Origin of the sequence: Polaromonas sp. YR568, assembly GCF_943372955.1 — a bacterium.
GTDB lineage: Bacteria > Pseudomonadota > Gammaproteobacteria > Burkholderiales > Burkholderiaceae_C > Polaromonas.
On record NZ_CALSAL010000001.1, the window covers coordinates 993,972 to 1,011,941 of the forward strand.

At 62.6% G+C, this 17,970-nt stretch carries 14 protein-coding genes; 10 read left to right on the forward strand and 4 right to left on the reverse strand.

Translation table 11 applies throughout. The features are described from left to right. Window positions 1-166: 166 nt before the first annotated feature. The 10 genes from AAG793_RS04720 to AAG793_RS04765 all read left to right on the forward strand — a co-directional run bounded on the left by AAG793_RS04720 (window position 167) and on the right by AAG793_RS04765 (window position 10,968). Window positions 167-2,380, forward strand: coding sequence for a sodium-translocating pyrophosphatase (locus AAG793_RS04720; protein WP_341904706.1), 2,214 nt, complete (start codon window positions 167-169; stop codon window positions 2,378-2,380). Between the two features lie 158 nt (window positions 2,381-2,538). Then, on the forward strand, window positions 2,539-2,901 hold the full coding sequence (locus AAG793_RS04725) for a YciI family protein (RefSeq protein WP_341904708.1): 363 nt from the start codon (window positions 2,539-2,541) through the stop codon (window positions 2,899-2,901). A 24-nt stretch (window positions 2,902-2,925) separates the two neighbouring features. Continuing rightward, window positions 2,926-4,194: a DUF6596 domain-containing protein gene (locus tag AAG793_RS04730; RefSeq protein ID WP_341904711.1), complete on the forward strand. Its 1,269-nt coding sequence runs from the start codon at window positions 2,926-2,928 to the stop codon at window positions 4,192-4,194. Window positions 4,195-4,278: 84 nt separating this feature from the next. Next, window positions 4,279-5,712, forward strand: coding sequence for an aldehyde dehydrogenase family protein (locus AAG793_RS04735; protein WP_341904714.1), 1,434 nt, complete (start codon window positions 4,279-4,281; stop codon window positions 5,710-5,712). Between the two features lie 143 nt (window positions 5,713-5,855). After that, window positions 5,856-6,617, forward strand: coding sequence for an SDR family oxidoreductase (locus AAG793_RS04740; protein WP_341904716.1), 762 nt, complete (start codon window positions 5,856-5,858; stop codon window positions 6,615-6,617). Window positions 6,618-6,633: 16 nt separating this feature from the next. Next, window positions 6,634-7,053: a BLUF domain-containing protein gene (locus AAG793_RS04745; protein WP_341904719.1), complete on the forward strand. Its 420-nt coding sequence runs from the start codon at window positions 6,634-6,636 to the stop codon at window positions 7,051-7,053. A gap of 117 nt (window positions 7,054-7,170) precedes the next feature. Continuing rightward, the gene (locus tag AAG793_RS04750) at window positions 7,171-7,590 is read left to right on the forward strand and encodes a BLUF domain-containing protein (protein ID WP_341904725.1); all 420 of its coding nucleotides are present in this window, start codon (window positions 7,171-7,173) and stop codon (window positions 7,588-7,590) included. 154 nt (window positions 7,591-7,744) lie between these two features. Continuing rightward, window positions 7,745-8,869: a GTP 3',8-cyclase MoaA gene (gene moaA / locus AAG793_RS04755; protein WP_341904728.1), complete on the forward strand. Its 1,125-nt coding sequence runs from the start codon at window positions 7,745-7,747 to the stop codon at window positions 8,867-8,869. A gap of 63 nt (window positions 8,870-8,932) precedes the next feature. Next, window positions 8,933-9,592, forward strand: a complete 660-nt coding sequence (mobA, locus tag AAG793_RS04760; RefSeq protein ID WP_341904731.1) for a molybdenum cofactor guanylyltransferase MobA — start codon at window positions 8,933-8,935, stop codon at window positions 9,590-9,592. After that, complete coding sequence (locus AAG793_RS04765; RefSeq protein ID WP_341904734.1) at window positions 9,592-10,968, forward strand: molybdopterin molybdotransferase MoeA; 1,377 nt, start codon at window positions 9,592-9,594, stop codon at window positions 10,966-10,968. Before mobA ends, AAG793_RS04765 begins: the two co-directional genes overlap by 1 nt. A 312-nt stretch (window positions 10,969-11,280) precedes the next feature. Here the strand turns inward: AAG793_RS04765 and AAG793_RS04770 are convergent, their stop codons facing one another. The 4 genes from AAG793_RS04770 to AAG793_RS04785 form a co-directional block, all read right to left on the reverse strand. Further along, window positions 11,281-11,814 (reverse strand): hypothetical protein, encoded by a 534-nt coding sequence (locus AAG793_RS04770; RefSeq protein ID WP_341904736.1) that lies wholly within the window; start codon window positions 11,812-11,814, stop codon window positions 11,281-11,283. A gap of 83 nt (window positions 11,815-11,897) precedes the next feature. Next, window positions 11,898-12,383: a hypothetical protein gene (locus AAG793_RS04775; RefSeq protein ID WP_341904739.1), complete on the reverse strand. Its 486-nt coding sequence runs from the start codon at window positions 12,381-12,383 to the stop codon at window positions 11,898-11,900. 895 nt (window positions 12,384-13,278) lie between these two features. Continuing rightward, the gene (locus AAG793_RS04780) at window positions 13,279-16,452 is read right to left on the reverse strand and encodes an efflux RND transporter permease subunit (RefSeq protein WP_341904743.1); all 3,174 of its coding nucleotides are present in this window, start codon (window positions 16,450-16,452) and stop codon (window positions 13,279-13,281) included. Between the two features lie 47 nt (window positions 16,453-16,499). Further along, window positions 16,500-17,912: an efflux RND transporter periplasmic adaptor subunit gene (locus AAG793_RS04785; protein WP_341904746.1), complete on the reverse strand. Its 1,413-nt coding sequence runs from the start codon at window positions 17,910-17,912 to the stop codon at window positions 16,500-16,502. Window positions 17,913-17,970 lie beyond the last annotated feature (58 nt).

Here is a 17,970-nt window from a genome sequence, read left to right on the forward strand (position 1 = left end):
TTCGGACCTGACGTGACCCGAAGTCGTCATGTTTTGGCGTTAAATTTCAAAGGTTGGCCAATCGTCTTGTCTCTCTACGTGACGCAAGCGACGAGGAAGCAACGCAGCGGGGGCACCGCTCGCGTGGTGCCCTCTCCAAGCGAAAAACGATGTAGGAGAACTTTCTATGACAGGCAACTCGGCGCTGATTCTTGCGCTTGTCTGTGGACTCATTGCCGTGGCTTACGGCATCTGGGCCCGCAGTTGGATTCTTTCCCAGGATGCAGGCAACGCCCGCATGCAGGAAATCGCGGCAGCCATCCAGACCGGCGCTGCGGCATACCTCGCCAGGCAATACAAAACCATCGCCATCGTCGGCGTCATTCTGGCGGTGCTGATCGGCTTCTTCCTGGACGGCAAGACCGCTGTGGGCTTTGTGGTGGGCGCCGTGCTGTCCGGTGCCTGCGGCTTTATCGGCATGAATGTCTCGGTGCGCGCGAATGTGCGTACCGCGCAAGCGGCCACCCGCGGCATCGGCCCCGCACTGGACGTCGCCTTCCGCGGCGGCGCCATCACCGGCATGCTGGTGGTGGGCCTGGGCCTGCTGGGCGTGACCGGTTTTTACTGGTTCCTCGTCGGCAATGGCAACTACACCCCAGCTGTGAAGCTCGCCGACCTGCTCAACCCGCTGATCGGTTTTGCCTTCGGTTCATCACTGATTTCCATCTTTGCCCGCTTGGGCGGCGGCATCTTCACCAAAGGCGCTGACGTCGGCGCCGATCTGGTGGGCAAGGTCGAGGCTGGTATCCCCGAAGACGACCCGCGCAACCCGGCCGTGATTGCCGACAACGTCGGCGACAACGTCGGCGACTGCGCCGGCATGGCCGCTGACCTGTTCGAGACCTACGCGGTCACCCTGATTGCCACGATGGTGCTCGGCGCCCTGCTGGTGGCTGCTGCACCGGTCAACGCCGTGCTCTATCCGCTGGCACTGGGTGGCGTGTCCATCATTGCCTCCATCATCGGCTGCTTCTTCGTCAAGGCCTCACCCGGCATGCGCAACGTCATGCCCGCCCTTTACAAGGGTCTGGCGATTGCCGGCGTGCTGTCGCTGATCGCCTTTTACTTCGTCACGATCTGGCTGATCCCCGACAACGCGATTGCCGCCAGCGGCAGCCAGATGAAGCTGTTTGGCGCCTGCGCCGTCGGTCTGGTGCTCACCGCCGCACTTGTGTGGGTGACCGAGTACTACACCGGTACGCAATACAAGCCGGTGCAGCACATCGCGCAGGCCTCGACCACTGGCCACGGCACCAACATCATTGCCGGCTTGGGCGTTTCCATGCGCTCCACCGCCTGGCCTGTGGTGTTTGTATGTATCGCCATTCTGGTGTCGTACAAGCTGGCTGGCCTGTTCGGTATTGCGATTGCTGCGACCTCCATGCTCAGCATGGCCGGTATCGTGGTGGCGCTTGACGCCTACGGCCCCATCACCGACAACGCCGGCGGTATTGCCGAAATGTCCGAGCTGCCCAGCAGCGTGCGCGACATCACCGACCCGCTGGACGCAGTGGGCAACACCACCAAGGCCGTGACCAAAGGCTATGCCATCGGCTCGGCCGGTCTCGCTGCACTGGTGCTGTTTGCCGACTACACCCACAAGCTGGAAAGCTACGGCAACGCCATCAGCTTTGACCTGAGCGATCCGCTGGTTATCGTTGGCCTGTTCATCGGTGGCCTGATCCCCTACCTGTTCGGTGCCATGGCCATGGAAGCCGTGGGCCGCGCCGCCGGCTCGGTGGTGGTCGAGGTGCGCCGCCAGTTCTCTGACGGCCTGATCATGGCGGGCAAACGCAAGCCGGACTACAGCGCTGCCGTTGACATGCTGACCACCTCGGCGATCAAGGAAATGATCATCCCGTCGCTGCTGCCAGTCATCGTGCCGATTCTGGTGGGCCTGATTCTGGGACCCAAGGCCCTCGGCGGCCTGCTGATGGGCACCATCGTCACCGGCCTGTTTGTGGCCATCTCGATGTGCACCGGCGGCGGCGCCTGGGACAACGCCAAGAAGTACATCGAAGACGGTCACCACGGTGGCAAGGGCTCCGAGGCACACAAGGCTGCCGTGACCGGCGACACCGTGGGTGACCCCTACAAGGACACCGCCGGCCCCGCCATCAATCCGCTGATCAAGATCATCAACATCGTGGCGCTGCTCATCGTGCCGCTGGTGGTGAAGTTCCACGGCGGCGGCACGCCACCGCCGACAACCGCGATGGCCGAGCCGGCTGCCGTCAGTGCACCGGCTGCGACGGCGACCACGCCCGCCGCACCCGCGATGCCGGCCCCGGCACCCAAGCAGGCGGCCGATGCGTCGGCCACGCCAACGCCCGCCAAATAAGGCGCCGTTCCTCCAAAAAGCCCGCCTCGGCGGGCTTTTTGCTTGGGTCCAGACAAAAAGGCAGGCCCACATGTCGATTGAAGGCGCCGCCGCGCATCAACAGTTCAGGAAGGGCATGGGGCCCGACCGATGTGAACCTTGAACTTCTGGAGAACACCATGCAATACATGCTCATCTACCGCGAAACCGAATCCGAATTCGCCAAGCGCAACAACCCGGCCGAAGCGCCCGCCTACTGGGGCGCCTGGAACGCCTACATCGGCGCCATGGGCCAAGCCGGCGTGATCGTCAGCGGCAACGGCCTGCAGCCGCCCGAAATGGGCACCACGGTTCGCCTGCGGGACGGCAAACGTCTGGTGCAGGATGGCCCCTTCGCCGACACCAAAGAGCACCTTGGCGGCTACTTCATCATTGAAGTCCCTGCCCTCGACGCCGCACTGGAATGGGCCGCCCGCGCGCCCTGCGCCACGGTAGGCAGCACCGAAGTGCGACCCGTTCTGCCACCTCCCCCGGCAGCCTGACCGGACTGCGTGCACGCCGTGGCCATGGCAGCACCTGCGGCACCGCCTGATCCTGCCGCCGCAGCCGACGCGGCGGCCATGGTCGCCCGCGACTCCTACGGGCGCCTGCTGGCCTGGCTGGCATGGCGCTGGCGCGACCTGGCTGCGGCCGAGGACGCGCTGGCCGAGGCACTGGCCTCTGCCCTGCAAACCTGGCCGCGCACCGGCGTGCCCGCGTCGCCCGATGCCTGGCTGATGACCGCCGCCAAGCGCAACCTGCTGCAGATGAATCGCCATGATCGGGTGGTCAACGACCCGGCTGTCACGCTGCTGCTGGCCGTCGACGAAGAAGCGCCCGAGGCAGAGCAGGTTCCCGACCAGCGTCTGAAGCTGCTGTTTGTCTGCGCACATCCTGCGGTGGATGCCTCGGTGCGCACCGCCTTGATGCTGCAAACCGTGCTGGGTCTGGAGGCCAAACAGATTGCCGCGGCATTTCTGGTGAGCCCGTCGGCGATGGCGCAGCGGCTGGTGCGGGCCAAGGCCAAGATCGCTGCCGCTGGCATCGCCTTTGAGGAACCCGAAACCAGCGACCTTCCCGAGCGCATCCATGCGGTGCTCGAAGCCATCTACGCCGCTTACGGTTTGGGATGGGATGGCTCCGACATGGCGGCTGCTGAGCGCACCGACCTGACCAACGAAGCGCTGTACCTCTCGGAGCTGACGCACGCGCTGCTGCCGGACAGCGCTGAAGCCGCGGGCCTTCGTGCCCTGTTGCTCCTGTGTGAATCACGCCGACGTGCCCGGTTTGCGCCCGATGGCGCCTTTGTGCCGCTGCACGAGCAGGACACCCATCTCTGGGACGTCGACCTGATCCGCCGTGCCGACCAGCTGCTCTGGCACGCCTCGTCCCGCCGCACACCTGGCCCCTTCCAGCTGGAAGCCGCCATACAGGCCGCACACTGCCACCGCGTCTTCACCGGCACTGTGCCCTGGACCGGCATCGCGCAGCTCTACGCGCACCTGGTGCGGCTGGCGCCCACGCTGGGCGCGCAGGTGGGACACGCCGTGGCGGTGGGCGAGGCGGGCGCACCGGCCGACGGGCTGGCCCTGCTCGACGCCATCGCAGCCGACAAGTCGGCCGCTCAAGCACTCGGCAGCTACCAGCCCTACTGGGTCGCGCGCGCCCACCTGCTCGCACGCACAGGCCAGCAGGCACCGGCCCGCGACAGCTACGAACGCGCCGTGGGTCTGACCACGCTGCCAGCCATCCGCCGTCACCTGCAATCGAGACTTCAGACGCTGGACGCCAGATAAGCAGAGGTGCGGCGGCCCCCAAAAGCCTTGCACTCCAGAAAAACGCCAAGCCTCTTGCCCAAGGGAATCGGCACAATCAGGGGCATGCAGCTCAATTACATCGCCAACACATCCGCTCCTTCTGTTTCCGGAAAAAACATTCCCGTCATTGATCCATCAGACGGCCAGGTTTTTGACCACATCCAGCGCAGCAGCGCCGAAGACATCGACAACGCAGTGCAAAGCGCGCGCGGCTGCCTGAACCTGGTCTGGGGCCGGCTCACTGCCGCTGAGCGCGGCCGCCTGCTGATGCGCCTGTCGGCCAAAGTCGCCGAGCACGCCGAAGAGCTGGCCATAATCGAGCAGCGCGACTGCGGCAAGCCGACCAAGCAGGCGCGCGCCGACGCGGCGGCGTTGGTCCGTTATTTCGAGTTCTACGCCGGTGCCTGCGACAAGCTGCACGGCGACACCATTCCCTACCTCGACGGCTACAGCGTGATGACCTGGCGCGAACCGCACGGCGTGACTGGCCATGTGATCCCGTGGAATTACCCGATGCAGATCTTCGGCCGCAGCGTGGGCGGCGCGCTGGCTGCGGGCAATGTGTGCGTGGTCAAACCGGCTGAAGACGCCTGCCTGTCGCTGATCCGCGTGGCGCAGCTGGCGGCCGAGGTCGGCTTTCCGGCAGGTGCCATCAACATCGTTACCGGCTACGGCCATGAAGTCGGCGATGCGCTGGCACGCCACGCCGGCATTGACCACATCAGCTTTACCGGCAGCCCCACGGTGGGCACGCTGATCCAGCAGGTCGCTGCCGAGCGGCATTGCCCGGTGACGCTGGAACTGGGCGGCAAGAGCCCGCAGATCGTGTTTGCCGATGCCGACCTCGACGCGGTTGTTCCTGCGGTCATCAACGCCATCGTGCAGAACGCCGGGCAGACCTGCTCTGCCGGCTCCCGGCTGCTGGTCGAGCAGTCGATCTACGAACCGTTGCTGGAGCGGCTGGGCAAGGCCTTTGAGAAACTGCGCGTTGGCCCGGCGACGATGGACCTCGACGTTGGCCCGCTGATCCGCCAGAGCCAGCAACAGCGCGTGTGGGATTTCCTCAGCGATGCGCAGGTGGCCGGCATCCCGATGGTGGCGCAGGGCCAGATCGTGGACGAAGCACCTGACACCGGCTTCTACCAGGCGCCCACCCTGCTGCGCGATGTGCCGGTGATGCATCGCCTCGCGCAGGACGAAGTGTTTGGCCCGGTGCTGTGCGCCATGAGCTTCACCGACGAAGACCACGCCACCGAGCTGGCCAACGCCACCCAGTTCGGGCTGGTCGCCGGCATCTGGACACGCGACGGCGCCCGCCAGTTCCGTATGGCAAAGCGCGTGAAAAGCGGCCAAGTCTTCATCAACAACTACGGCGCCGGTGGCGGCGTGGAGCTGCCCTTTGGCGGCGTGAAGTCGTCCGGCTACGGCCGCGAGAAGGGGTTTGAGGCGCTGTACGGCTTCACCACCCTCAAGACGGTCGCGGTGCGGCACGGCTAGATCTCGCCTCGGTACGCGCCTCGCCATACGCCCCGCCGCAGCGTTCCGCAGCAGACACCTGCGCGGGATGTAATAAGCTTACGTACCAATTCCCAAACGAACCCAAACGGACACCGTCCTCAATGAACACCGGAGACTCACCCATGCGCGTCAAGAACAAATCCATCATCGTGACCGGCGCAGGCGGCGGCATTGGCGAGGGCATTGCCCGGCGGCTGGCAGCCGAGGGAGCACAGGTGATCGTCAACGACATCAACGTGGCGCTGGGCGAGAAGGTGGTGGCGGCCATCGTCAAGGAAGGCGGCGTGGCATCCTTCTTTGCCGCTGACGTCACCCAATCGGCCGAGGTCAAGGCGCTGGTGGATGCTGCCGTGTCGCGCTACGGCAAGCTCGATGTGATGGTCAACAACGCGGGCTGGACCCACCGCAACCAGCCTGCGCTCGAAGTGAGTGAAGACGACTTCGACAAGTGCTACGCCATCAACGTCAAAAGCATTTATCTGGCCACCATCCACGCCACGCCGGTGTTCCGCGCCAACGGCGGTGGCAGCTTCATCAACATTGCTTCGACCGCCGGCGTGCGCCCTCGCCCGGGTCTGACCTGGTACAACGGCTCCAAGGGGGCGGTCATCACCACCTCGAAGTCACTCGCCGCCGAGTTGGGGCCAGACAACATCCGCGTGAACTGCATTAACCCGGTATTCAACCCGGATACGGGCTTGTCGGCAGAATTCGCGGGTGGGCCGCTGGACGAAGAGCGCAAGTCGCGCTTCAGGGCCAGCATCCCGCTGGGCCGTTTCTCCACCGCGCTCGACGTAGCCAATGCAGCGCTTTATCTGGCCAGCGACGAGGCTGACTTCATCAGCGGCATCTGCCTTGAAGTGGACGGCGCCCGCTGCGTGTGAATTTTTCAAGGGTTTTATGCTGATTCAACTCACCTACGCCAGCCGCTCGACCGACGCACTGGGCGCCGCCGACATCAAGGACATCCTGCACAGCTCGCAGCGTAACAATGCGATCGATGGCGTCACGGGCGCGCTGTGCCTGTCCAACGGCATCTTCCTGCAGCAGCTGGAAGGCGACCGCCATGTGGTGAACCGGGTCTACCACCGCATCCTGAAGGATTCGCGGCACAAGGACCCGGAGATTCTCGACTTCAGCGAGATCACCTCGCGACGCTTCAGCACGTGGTCGATGGGCATGCTGTCGTCGGTGGCCGACAACCGCCAGCTGTTCCTCAAGTACGCCAGCAGCGCTGACTTTGACCCCTACAGCATGAGCCCGGGCACCCTGCGCGCCTTCTTCGACGAAGTGGTGCAAAACGCGCGCTGGTTGAGTTGATCTGAATCAAACCTCAGCACGTCGCGGTATCTGACCGCCATCTCCCCCTTCTATTCTGGTTCGCAGGCGAGTAGCATGAAAGCCTGTTTCATTGCAGGTTGAACCCAGGGAGGATTCATGCTCAAGCAATTGACCTATGCCAGCCGGGCGACACGGCCCATGAACATCATGGACTTGGCAGACATCCTGAAAGCCTCACGCGTCAACAATCTCGCGCTGGACGTGACGGGAGCCCTGTGCATTCACAGCAACACCTTCCTGCAGCAGCTGGAGGGAGAAGCCGATGTGGTCACCGCACTGTATGAGCGAATCATTCTGGACGAACGTCACCGCGATGCGACCATCCTTGATTTGACTGAGATTCCCAAGCGGCGATTCGGCAAGTGGTCCATGGGCATGCTGATGGATGACAAGGACAGCCACCAACTGTTCGAAAAATTCACCCACAACGGGCAATTTGATCCCTACAAGATGGGCGTGGAACCGCTCCGCGCGTTCTTCAAGGACGTTCTGGGCCACACCCGCTGGATCAACTGAAACACTGAGCCAAGCCCTGTGCGATGGCCTTGGCCTGGCTGCGGGCCAACCCGGGCAAATCTCGCACTGCCTGGCAATCACATCCTTGCACACAAAACAGTGCTTTGGTGGCAGTCGCTGCTGAATGGGGCAAAATTCGTCTTTCAGCCCTGCCATGACCGACAAAATCATCCCTGTTGCCGACATCCGCTACGCCAGCCGCGTACCGCATATTCCTGCGCGGATCACGGCGCCCACCGGGCTGCTGGGCGACACGCTGGGCCGGCCGCTGCGCGACCTGCGCATCAGCGTCACCGACCGCTGCAACTTCCGCTGCAGCTACTGCATGCCGCGCGAGGTGTTCGACAAGGACTACGCCTTCCTGCCGCAGACCTCTCTGCTGAGCTTTGAAGAAATCACGCGCCTGGCCCGCATCTTCGTGGCGCACGGCGTGCAGAAGATTCGTCTGACCGGCGGCGAGCCGCTGCTGCGCAAGCACCTCGAGGTACTGATTGAAATGCTGGCGAAGCTGCAAACGCCCGAAGGCAAGCCGCTCGACATCACGCTGACCACCAACGCCTCGCTGCTCGCCAAGAAAGCCCAGTCCCTGAAAGACGCTGGCCTGCAGCGCGTCACCGTGAGCCTGGACGCACTCGACGACACCATCTTCCGCCGCATGAACGATGTGGACTTTCCTGTGGCTGATGTACTGAACGGCATCGAAGTGGCACAGAAGGTAGGCCTGGCACCGATCAAGGTCAACATGGTGGTCAAGCGTGGCACCAACGAAGGCGAGATCCTGCCCATGGCGCGCCATTTCCGCCACAGCGGCGCGGTACTGCGCTTCATCGAGTACATGGACGTGGGCGCCACCAACCGCTGGCGCATGGACGAGGTGCTACCTTCCGCCGAGGTGATTGAACGCATCCACGCCGAGTTTCCGGTGGCGCCTATCGATGCCAACTACACCGGCGAAACCGCCGAGCGCTGGAAGTACCTCGACGGCGGCGGTGAAGTCGGCGTGATCAGCAGCGTGACGCAGGCCTTCTGCAGCGACTGCAACCGCGCCCGGCTGTCCACCGAAGGCAAACTGTTCCTGTGCCTGTTTGCCAGCCAGGGGCAGGACCTGCGCGCCCTGCTGCGCGGCAACTACGCCGACGACCAGATTTCGGCTGCGATTGGCCACATCTGGCAGGCGCGCGACGACCGCTATTCCGAACTGCGCGCTGCGCTGCCGCCTGACGCCACCCCACCCGACAGCTCACGCAAGCGCGTGGAGATGAGTTACATCGGGGGCTAGCGCCTCACGCTGGGCGAGTGGTCAATCCACCCCGCACTGCCCTTTCATTTTCCGGAGAACGGCTTGACCGACACACACATCCACCCACCGCTGCACACCGAGGCCATCACTGGCGTGATTCTGGCCGGCGGCCGCGGTGCCCGCATGGGCGGTGCCGACAAGGGTCTGCAGAACTTCAACGGCGTGCCACTGGCGCTGCACACGCTGATGCGCCTGTCGCCGCAAGTGGGCGACATCATGATCAATGCCAACCGCAACCTTGCAGCTTACGAATCGTTCGGCGTGCCGGTCTGGCCAGACAGCACGGGCCTGGGCGACTACGCCGGGCCACTGGCCGGTTTCCTCACCGGGCTGGAGCGCTGCGAAACGCCTTATCTGCTGACTGTGCCCTGCGACACACCACTCTTCCCCGACGATCTGGTGGCACGGCTGGCTGATGCGATGGCGCGAGAAGACGCCGACTTTGCCGTGGCCGCCGCCCCGGAGCAAAACGACGACGGTACCGTGTCCGTACGCCCGCAACCGGTGTTCTGCCTGATGGCCACCACCATGCTCGAAAGCCTGGTCAAGTTCACCCACGCCGGCGGCCGCAAGATCGACGCCTGGACGGCTCAGCACAAAACCGTGGTCGTGCCCTTCGACGAGCCGGGTGACGCGCCCGATGCCTTCTTCAACGCCAACACGCTGGCCGAGTTGCACCAGCTCGAAGCGCGGAGGGACTGATGGCCGTGCAGGTTCAGACACTCGACGAGATTGCCGCCAGCCTGCAGGGCTATGACCCCAAGGCGCTGTCGGCTGACGCCGTGCTGGCCTTTCTGTCGCGCCTGGTGACTCCGGTTACCGAGGTGGTGGAACTATCGCTGTTCGAGGCACTGGGCCGGGTACTGGCCGAAGACGTCGTGTCCCCCTTCGATGTACCGCCGCACGACAACTCGGCGATGGACGGCTACGCGTTTGACGGCGCACAGCTTCACGCAGAAAAGCCGCTTGAACTGGACGTGGTTGGCACCGCACTGGCTGGCAAGGCCTGGCAAGGCAGCGTGGGCCCCGGCCAGTGCCTGAAGATCATGACGGGCGCCATCATGCCCGCCGGGCTGGATACCGTGGTGCCGCAAGAGTTCACTCAGGCGACCGGCGATGGCGGCACGCGCATCAGCATCCCCGCCGGGCTGCTCACTGCCGGTGACAACCGCCGCTTGCGGGGTGAAGACCTGGCCCAAGGCAAACCAGCCCTGCGGCAAGGCGAGCGGCTGACACCAGCCCGCCTCGGGCTGGCCGCCTCGCTGGGCCTCAAGACCCTGAAAACCTGGCGCCCGCTGCGGGTGGCCTACTTCTCCACCGGCGACGAAATTCTTTCGCTGGGCGAAGCACCGCGCGAGGGCGCCGTGTACGACAGCAACCGCTACACCGTGTTCGGCATGCTCAAAAGTCTGGGCTGCGAAGTGATCGACATGGGCGTGGTGCGCGACGACCCGGCCCTGCTCGAAGCCGCGTTCACCAACGCAGCGACAAAAGCCGACGCCATCATCACCTCGGGCGGTGTGAGTGTGGGCGAAGCCGACTTCACCAAGGCCATGATGAAAAAGCTGGGCGACGTCGCGTTCTGGCGCATCGCCATGCGCCCGGGCCGCCCGATGGCTGTGGGCCGCATCCCGAGATCTCGCGGGGCCAGTTTTGCCGCCGGGCCGCCCCAAGGCAAAACAGCCCCCTCGGGGGGCAGCGAACCACACGAAGTGGGGAGCGTGGGGGCCATTCTCTTTGGCTTACCGGGCAATCCGGTGGCCGTGATGGTCACCTTTCTGGCTTTCGTGCGTCCTGCTCTTCAACAGATGATGGGCATGGCCAGCGAGAAGGCGCCGCTGCTCAAGGCCCGCAGCGCCGAAGCCATCCGCAAAAAACCGGGCCGCACGGAGTACCAGCGCGGCCGCGTCTGGACGGCGGCAGACGGCAGCCTGCACGTCAAGACCACCGGCAATCAGGGCTCGGGTGTGCTGCGCTCTATGGCCGAGGCCAACGGTCTCATCGTGTTGCACCATGCGCAAGGCAATGTGGCGATGGGCGACGAGGTGGATGTGCTGATGTTTGAAGGCGCGATTTAAGCCGCCTCAGCATCAGGCAAGCGCCACACGACACGGCTCCCGCAGCAGGCCCTCGTCAGCAGCCTACCGGTCTTTGCGACCTGTCTTGTCCACACCGCGCTGGAAGTGCTGAAATACCTTCCAAGCCGCAATAACCATGAACACGCCGAAGAGAATCCAATTGATAAGTTCCATGCTGATTTAGCCTTAGTTCTGGTTGCGATGCCTAACGTCCGAGATGAACGTCATGAGACGGCCTGCTGGCGCCCACACTCGACAGTGGCGTGTAGCGCCGCTATTGACCGATCATATTCAGCGCGCGGTTAGACTTCGTTACGCTACGAGCCTTTCACAGTGTTGAAGTAGTTTCACCCAAAACTCCAAGCCACCGACTTGCTCAGGCTTGACGCCGTCGCCATCGAGTAGCGTGGCGTCGAACGTGAACGTTGCTCCATCGTCGAGGGCGATCGGGTATGCGTTTCTGTACTTAGCGAAGACCAGCCACTTAGGACGCCACGGATTGTGGGCAAACGCGTTGCGTAACTGATTCACCATGACGCGAATACCCAAACGATTTGCATCTGTTTCCAAAGCGAGCTTGCCAAATACTTGGTCAAGCGTCTCATCTGCCGTTAGTGCGGATGCACCTAGAGCGATTAGAACGAGATTGAAAATTCCGAGCGTTAGGTCTTCGGAGGTACCCGTTGGGTATGGATGGAGTATTAGCCCCTTACCACCCGTAATGACTTGGACTTGACGTTGATAGATCGATGTATCAATTCGCCCAGACGCGACCTCCGCGTTTAAGCGAATTGCAAGCTCGAGGGTCGCTTGAGCGGTCGCGAGCTTGTTGGCGGGCGTTTCCACCCCGTGTCCGCTGATCATAGATATCTAACGTTGTACTTCAGCGACCGCTGCCGGTACGTTGCGAGGGCGGGTTAGACCGCAACTTACTGTCTTGCCATCCTTGTCCGCTTTAAACACTGCAATACAGCCAAAACCCATGCGGCAAGCAAAACCACAAGTAAAAGCAGCCCTGTACGAGCCCTAGTTGCTAAATATGCTTCTATAGCGATGGGTACAGCGAAGACTGAAACTAGAAAGAGTATGTAGAACACAAAACCCAGAGCAAGGGCCTCTCGGCGTGCCAAGCGCAGGCGTTGTTCGAGGACTGTACTGATAGCAAAGACCAAAAGTAGGTTGAGCAACAAGCTAAAGACTTGGCTGAAAGCATTTGATGCCAAGGAGCCAGGCTGCAGAAGCGGAGGCAGTGCTCTGACCGCTTGAAAGCCCGAATACATAGTCCAACATGCAACACCTGCGAGAACAAGTAATAGAACGAAAAAGAACACGAGAGTGCTCAGTCCCAGAAGGCCTCGCCAGTTTGCAAAAATGAATAGCCCAAGAGCTACACCTAGTGCAATTTCGATGATCATCAGAGCCTAACGTCCGACTTGACCGACATACATAAAACAAGTGTGTAAGGCGTACAAAAGCAGCTGTGCATCCATGCCGAAAAAGCTGTTAGTAGCACGCCAACTCATAGGATATGCACCAATACTGCACCTATGGCTGCTATCCAACCAATTGGCAAAGACCCCGATACCCCCAGCAAGAACCCGAAGTCGTAAAGCCAACCTATGTTCGGAAACGCGTACATCCCAACGTCCATAAACAGACGAAGTATCAACGTCCATGGAGCTAGTAAACCATGCCAAACCCCAAGCCAGAAGCCAGGCAATGCAGCCATGCTGGAGCCGGCCGGTGCAAACCCACACCCTGCCAGAGCAGCGGTGATAGTTACGAAAACAACCAGAATAGGGACTCGCATAACAACTCGCTTTCGGTGCGAACTAACTTTAACTTAATGTAAGGAGCAAAACCTGCTCAATAAATTGGCCGTTACTCTATCTTATGAACATGAAGTTCCTCGACAAGGATCTGACTAACTCACTTAGTTGCCGATATTTTGGATAAGTGAAAAATAAAAAATTTATTCATACAACTCTGCATACCCCCGCTGAAATCCGCTCGCTTGATGGATCAGGTGCGCAAGCACATTCAGAATTTGCACCATAGCCTTGGTACCGAAAAGGTCAATCTGTAATGGGCCAAGTGTTTCATTCGCTAGCGTTGGACAAATGCAGCATCCTCACAATATCGAAGCACCTGAGGTGGAGAGATTTCTCACCCTACCTGCAACGAAGCGCGAAACGAGAGGCATCAGTCGTTGACAAAACCAGTTGAGCATCCAGCGACAGATGCTGAACGGTCCTACACATGAACGCTGACTACACAGGTTAGCGCTTCGCCGCGCACACGCAGCTCAATTCACTTTGCCACGTACTCCGGCTCCACCACGTTGTCGCCATGGAACTCCGGCTCTTCCTTGGCCACAGCGGTGTTGGCGCCGGGAACAGCCTTGCGGGCAAACAGCGTGTACATGGTGGGCACCACAAAGATGGTGAGCAAAGTGCCCAGCGACATGCCGCCCACAATCACCCAGCCGATCTGCTGGCGGCTTTCGGCGCCAGCGCCGGTGGCAATGGCCAGTGGCACTGCGCCCAGCACCATGGCTCCTGTGGTCATGAGAATCGGGCGCAGGCGCTGCGACGAGGCCTTGACCAGCGCATCAACCATCTCCATGCCGTCGGCGCGGAGCTGGTTGGTGAACTCCACAATCAGAATGCCGTGCTTGGTGATAAGGCCGACCAGTGTGATAAGCCCGATCTGTGAGTACACATTGAGCGAGCCGCCTGACCACTTGAGCGCCAGCAGCGCGCCAATCATCGACAGCGGCACCGACAACATGATCACCAGCGGATCGACAAAGCTCTCGAACTGCGCCGCCAGCACCAAGAAGATGAACAGCAGCGCCAGCGCAAACACAATGGCCAGTGCACCCTGCGAATTGCGGAACTCGCGCGAGGTACCGTTCAGCTCGGTGGTGTAGCCCGACTTCAGCACCTTGGCTGCCGTCTGGTCCATGAAGCGCAGCGCCTCGCCGAGAGAATAGTTCTCGGCCAGCGTGGCGGTAATGGAGACCGAGCGGCGTTGCCCGAAGTGGTTCAGCTCGCGGGGTGAGACACTCTCGCGCACCTTGACCAGCGCCGACAGCGGAATCATGGTGTCGTTGCGGCCGCGCACATAAATCTGGTCGATGTCTTCCGGCGTGGTGCGGCCGCTGGTCTGCGTCTGCACGATCACGTCGTACTGTTCGGCATCGCGCTTGTAGCGCGTGACGTTGCGGCCACCCAGCAGCGTTTCGATGGCCTTGGCCACCACTTCCACGCTCACGCCCAGGTCGGCGGCCTTGTCGCGCTCGACCTCAATGCGCAGCTCGGGCTTGTTGAGGCGCAAGTCCACATCAGGCGAAACGATACCCGGGTTCTTGGCAATCTCATCGAGCATCTGGCGCACGACGGTGTTCAGGTTCTGATAGCTGTCAGAGGTCTGGATCACAAAATTGACCGGCCGCTCGCGGAAGCCTTGGCCGAGCGAAGGCGGTGTGATGGGAAAGGCGGTGACGCCGGGCAGCGCATTGAACTTGGGCTGCAGCTCACGGGCTATTTCCAGCGTGGTGCGCTTGCGGTCGTCCCAGTCCACGGTGCGGTAAATCACGCTGGCCTGCGCCACCGTGGGGTTGCCGACGTTGGCGTAAATGCGGTCAAATTCCTTGTAGGGCTCGCCCAGCTTTTCCAGTTCGCGTGCGTATCGGTTGGTGTAATCCAGCGTGGCACCATCAGGCGCGTTGACGTTGGCCAGAATCACGCCACGGTCTTCCAGCGGCGACAGCTCCTGCTTCATGGTCGGGAACACCACCGCGATGGCTACCGCGCTGAGCAGCATCACGCCCACCACAATCCAGCGCGCCTGCAACACCCCAGCTTTGAGCTTCTCGACCAAACCACTGCCGGCAGGTGCGGCCGGGCGGCGGAAGGTCACAACCCAGCGCAGCAGCTCGCCGTAGCGGTCAGACATGCGCGTCAGCAGCCGCTCCATGGTGCGGTCGAAGCGGTTGGGCTTGGGGTTGTGCTTGAGCAGCTTGGTGCACATCATCGGGGTAAGCGTCAGCGCGACAAAGCCCGACACCACCACCGCGCCAGCCAGCGCCAAAGCGAACTCGACAAACAGCCGACCGGTGCGCCCGGGGGTGAAGGCCAGTGGCGCATACACCGCGACCAGCGTGGCCGTCATGGTGATCACAGCAAAACCGATTTCGCGTGCGCCTTTGATGCCGGCCGAAAACGGGTCCATGCCCTCTTCAATGTGTCGGTAGATGTTCTCCAGCATCACGATGGCATCGTCCACCACCAGGCCAATCGCCAGCACCAGCGCCAGCAGCGTGAGCGTGTTGATGCTGAAGCCGGCCAGCGCCATCAGCGCGAAGGTGCCCACCAGACTGACCGGAATCGTGATGATGGGAATGATGGAAGCCCGGACGGTGCGCAGGAACACAAAAATCACCAGCGCCACCAGCACCACCGCTTCGATGATGGTGGCGTACACGTTCTTGACCGAGCGGTCGATGAACACCGAGTTGTCATTGGCAATCTCGATGCGCAGGTCAGCTGGCAAATCGGCACGCAGCCGGGGCAGGATTTCGCGCACGCCTTGGGACAAATCCAGCGGGTTGGCCGTGGCCTGCCGCACCACGCCCACGGCCACAGCGGGGCGGCCGTTCAGACGCACAGCGGTGCGCTCATCGGCGGCGCCTTCCTGCACGCGGGCCACGTCGCGCACCCGTACCGAGAAGCCATTGACCGTCTTGATGACGATGTCCCCAAACTGCCCTGGCCGCACCAGATCAGTTTGCGAAGTGACACTGAACTCGCGCTGCTGCGACTCAATGCGCCCAGCGGGCAGTTCCAGATTACTGCGGCGGATGGCGTCTTCCACATCCTGCGTGGTCAGCCGGTAAGCGGCCATGCGGTCAGTGTCGAGCCACACGCGCATCGCGTACTTGCGTTCGCCAAAGATGCGCACGTCGGCCACGCCGGTCACTGTCTGCAGACGGGGTTTGACGACGCGGTTGATCAGGTCGTTGATCTGCAGCGGCGTCAGCGACTCGCTGGAAAAGCCGATCTGCACCACCGGGAAGGCATCGGCCTCGACCTTGGAGATCACCGGCTCGTCAATCGCCTGGGGCAGGCGATTGCGCACGCGCGAGGTGCGGTCGCGCACCTCGGCCGCGGCGGAGTCGGCGTCTTTCTCCAAACGGAACTTCACCGTGATCTGGCCCTGGTCGGCGCGGCTGATGGAGGTAATGACGTCCACCCCGTCAATGCCGGCAATCGAATCTTCCAGTGGCTTGGTGACCTGCGACTCGATCACCTCGGCCGAGGCGCCGGCATAGCGAACGCTGACGGTGACCACCGGCTCATCGATCTTCGGATACTCACGCACCGTCAGGCGGTCAAAACTCACCGCACCGATCAGCAGGATCAGCAGCGACAACACCGTGGCGAAAACCGGTCGGCGAATGGAAATTTCAGCGAGTTGCATGGCGGTTGGTCAGATCGGCGGGGTTGGAAACGACCGGTGCGGGGCGATCAGGCCGGGTTGCGGGTAGCTGCTGCAGGGCGGGTGTCTGGCGTGCTGCTACGCGAGGAATTGGACGATGCCGGTGCCTCGGCCGTCATGACACCACACGGGTTGGGGCCTGAAAGCGTAGCGGGCGCGGCTGGCGCTGGCACTGCCGTAGCAGCTGATGTGGGGGCCGGGCTTGTCGATGCAGTTGCGGCAGGGGCGGTGGGCGCAGCGGCGCCAGCCGGAGGCGCAGAGGTAGCGCCGGGCGCAGAAGCTGCGGCTGTAGCGGGCCGTGCACCGCGCGGTGCCGACAAGTCCACCACCGTCACCGCGATGCCGTCTCTGGGCACCCGCTGCTGTCCGGCGGTGACCACCGTGTCGCCGGGCTCCAGACCTTCAAGGATTTCAACCTTGCCCGGGCTGCGCAGACCCACCTTCACTTCAACCCGCTTGCTGATGCGGGTGTCGTTCGGGCCTTCCACCAGCTTGATCACAAACTGGCGGCCACCTTGCGGCACGATGGCTTCTTCGGGAATGACGCGGGCGTTGTCGCGCACGCCAAACACCGCGTTGACCCGGGCAAACATGCCGGGGCGCAACTGCAACTGGCGGTTGTCAATGCAGCCGCGAATGCCCACCGAGCGCCCGTTGGCGTCGATCAGCGGATCAATCGCCTGAATCTGTGCGGAATACTTGCGGCCCGGCAGTGCGTCGATGTCCAGCGTGGCGGTCTGGCCACGCTGGACCTTGCTCTGCAGGCGCTCGGGCAGGCGGAAGTCCACAAAAATGGCTTCGATGTCTTCGATGTTGACGATATCTGCGCCGTCTTTCAGGTAGTCGCCCACATTGACCTGGCGGATGCCAACGATGCCGTCGAACGGCGCCACGATCTTCAGGCGCGCAGCGGTGGCGCGGGCCAGTGCCAGCCGCGCCTGTGCCACCTGCAGGTTGGCCGAGCTTTCATCGAGCGAACGCTGGCTGACGAAGTTCTGCGCCACCAGTTCCTGGTTGCGCTTCTGGTTGGCCTGGGCAATCGACAGCTCGGCCATGGCCTGCTGCACCTGGGCCAGCGGCAACTGGTCGTCGAACTGCACCAGCACCTGCCCCTTGCGCACGCGCTGCCCATCGGTGAAGTTGAGCTGGGTGATGCGGCCGCCGACTTCAGGGCGCAGGATCACTCCGCGCCGCGATCGCAGGCTGCCCACTGCCTGTGTTTCATCGGTGAGCCGGGTGACCTCCACGCGCGCCACCTCGACCGATGGCGCCCTGCCGGCAGCCGGCGCACCGCCCGAAGGTGCGGCGCCGCCACCGGAAGACGCGGGCGAAGATGCGGACGCAGAACCAGCCGGAGCCGGCCGCTGGTACCACCAGGCTGCGCCCGATGCAGCCGCAATTCCGACGACGGCTACTACTGTGTAAATCGCTTTTGAGGCCATGGCATCCGAATAAGGGAAGTCGCGTTGCGTGTTGCAACTGGAAGCAATTCGCCAATGT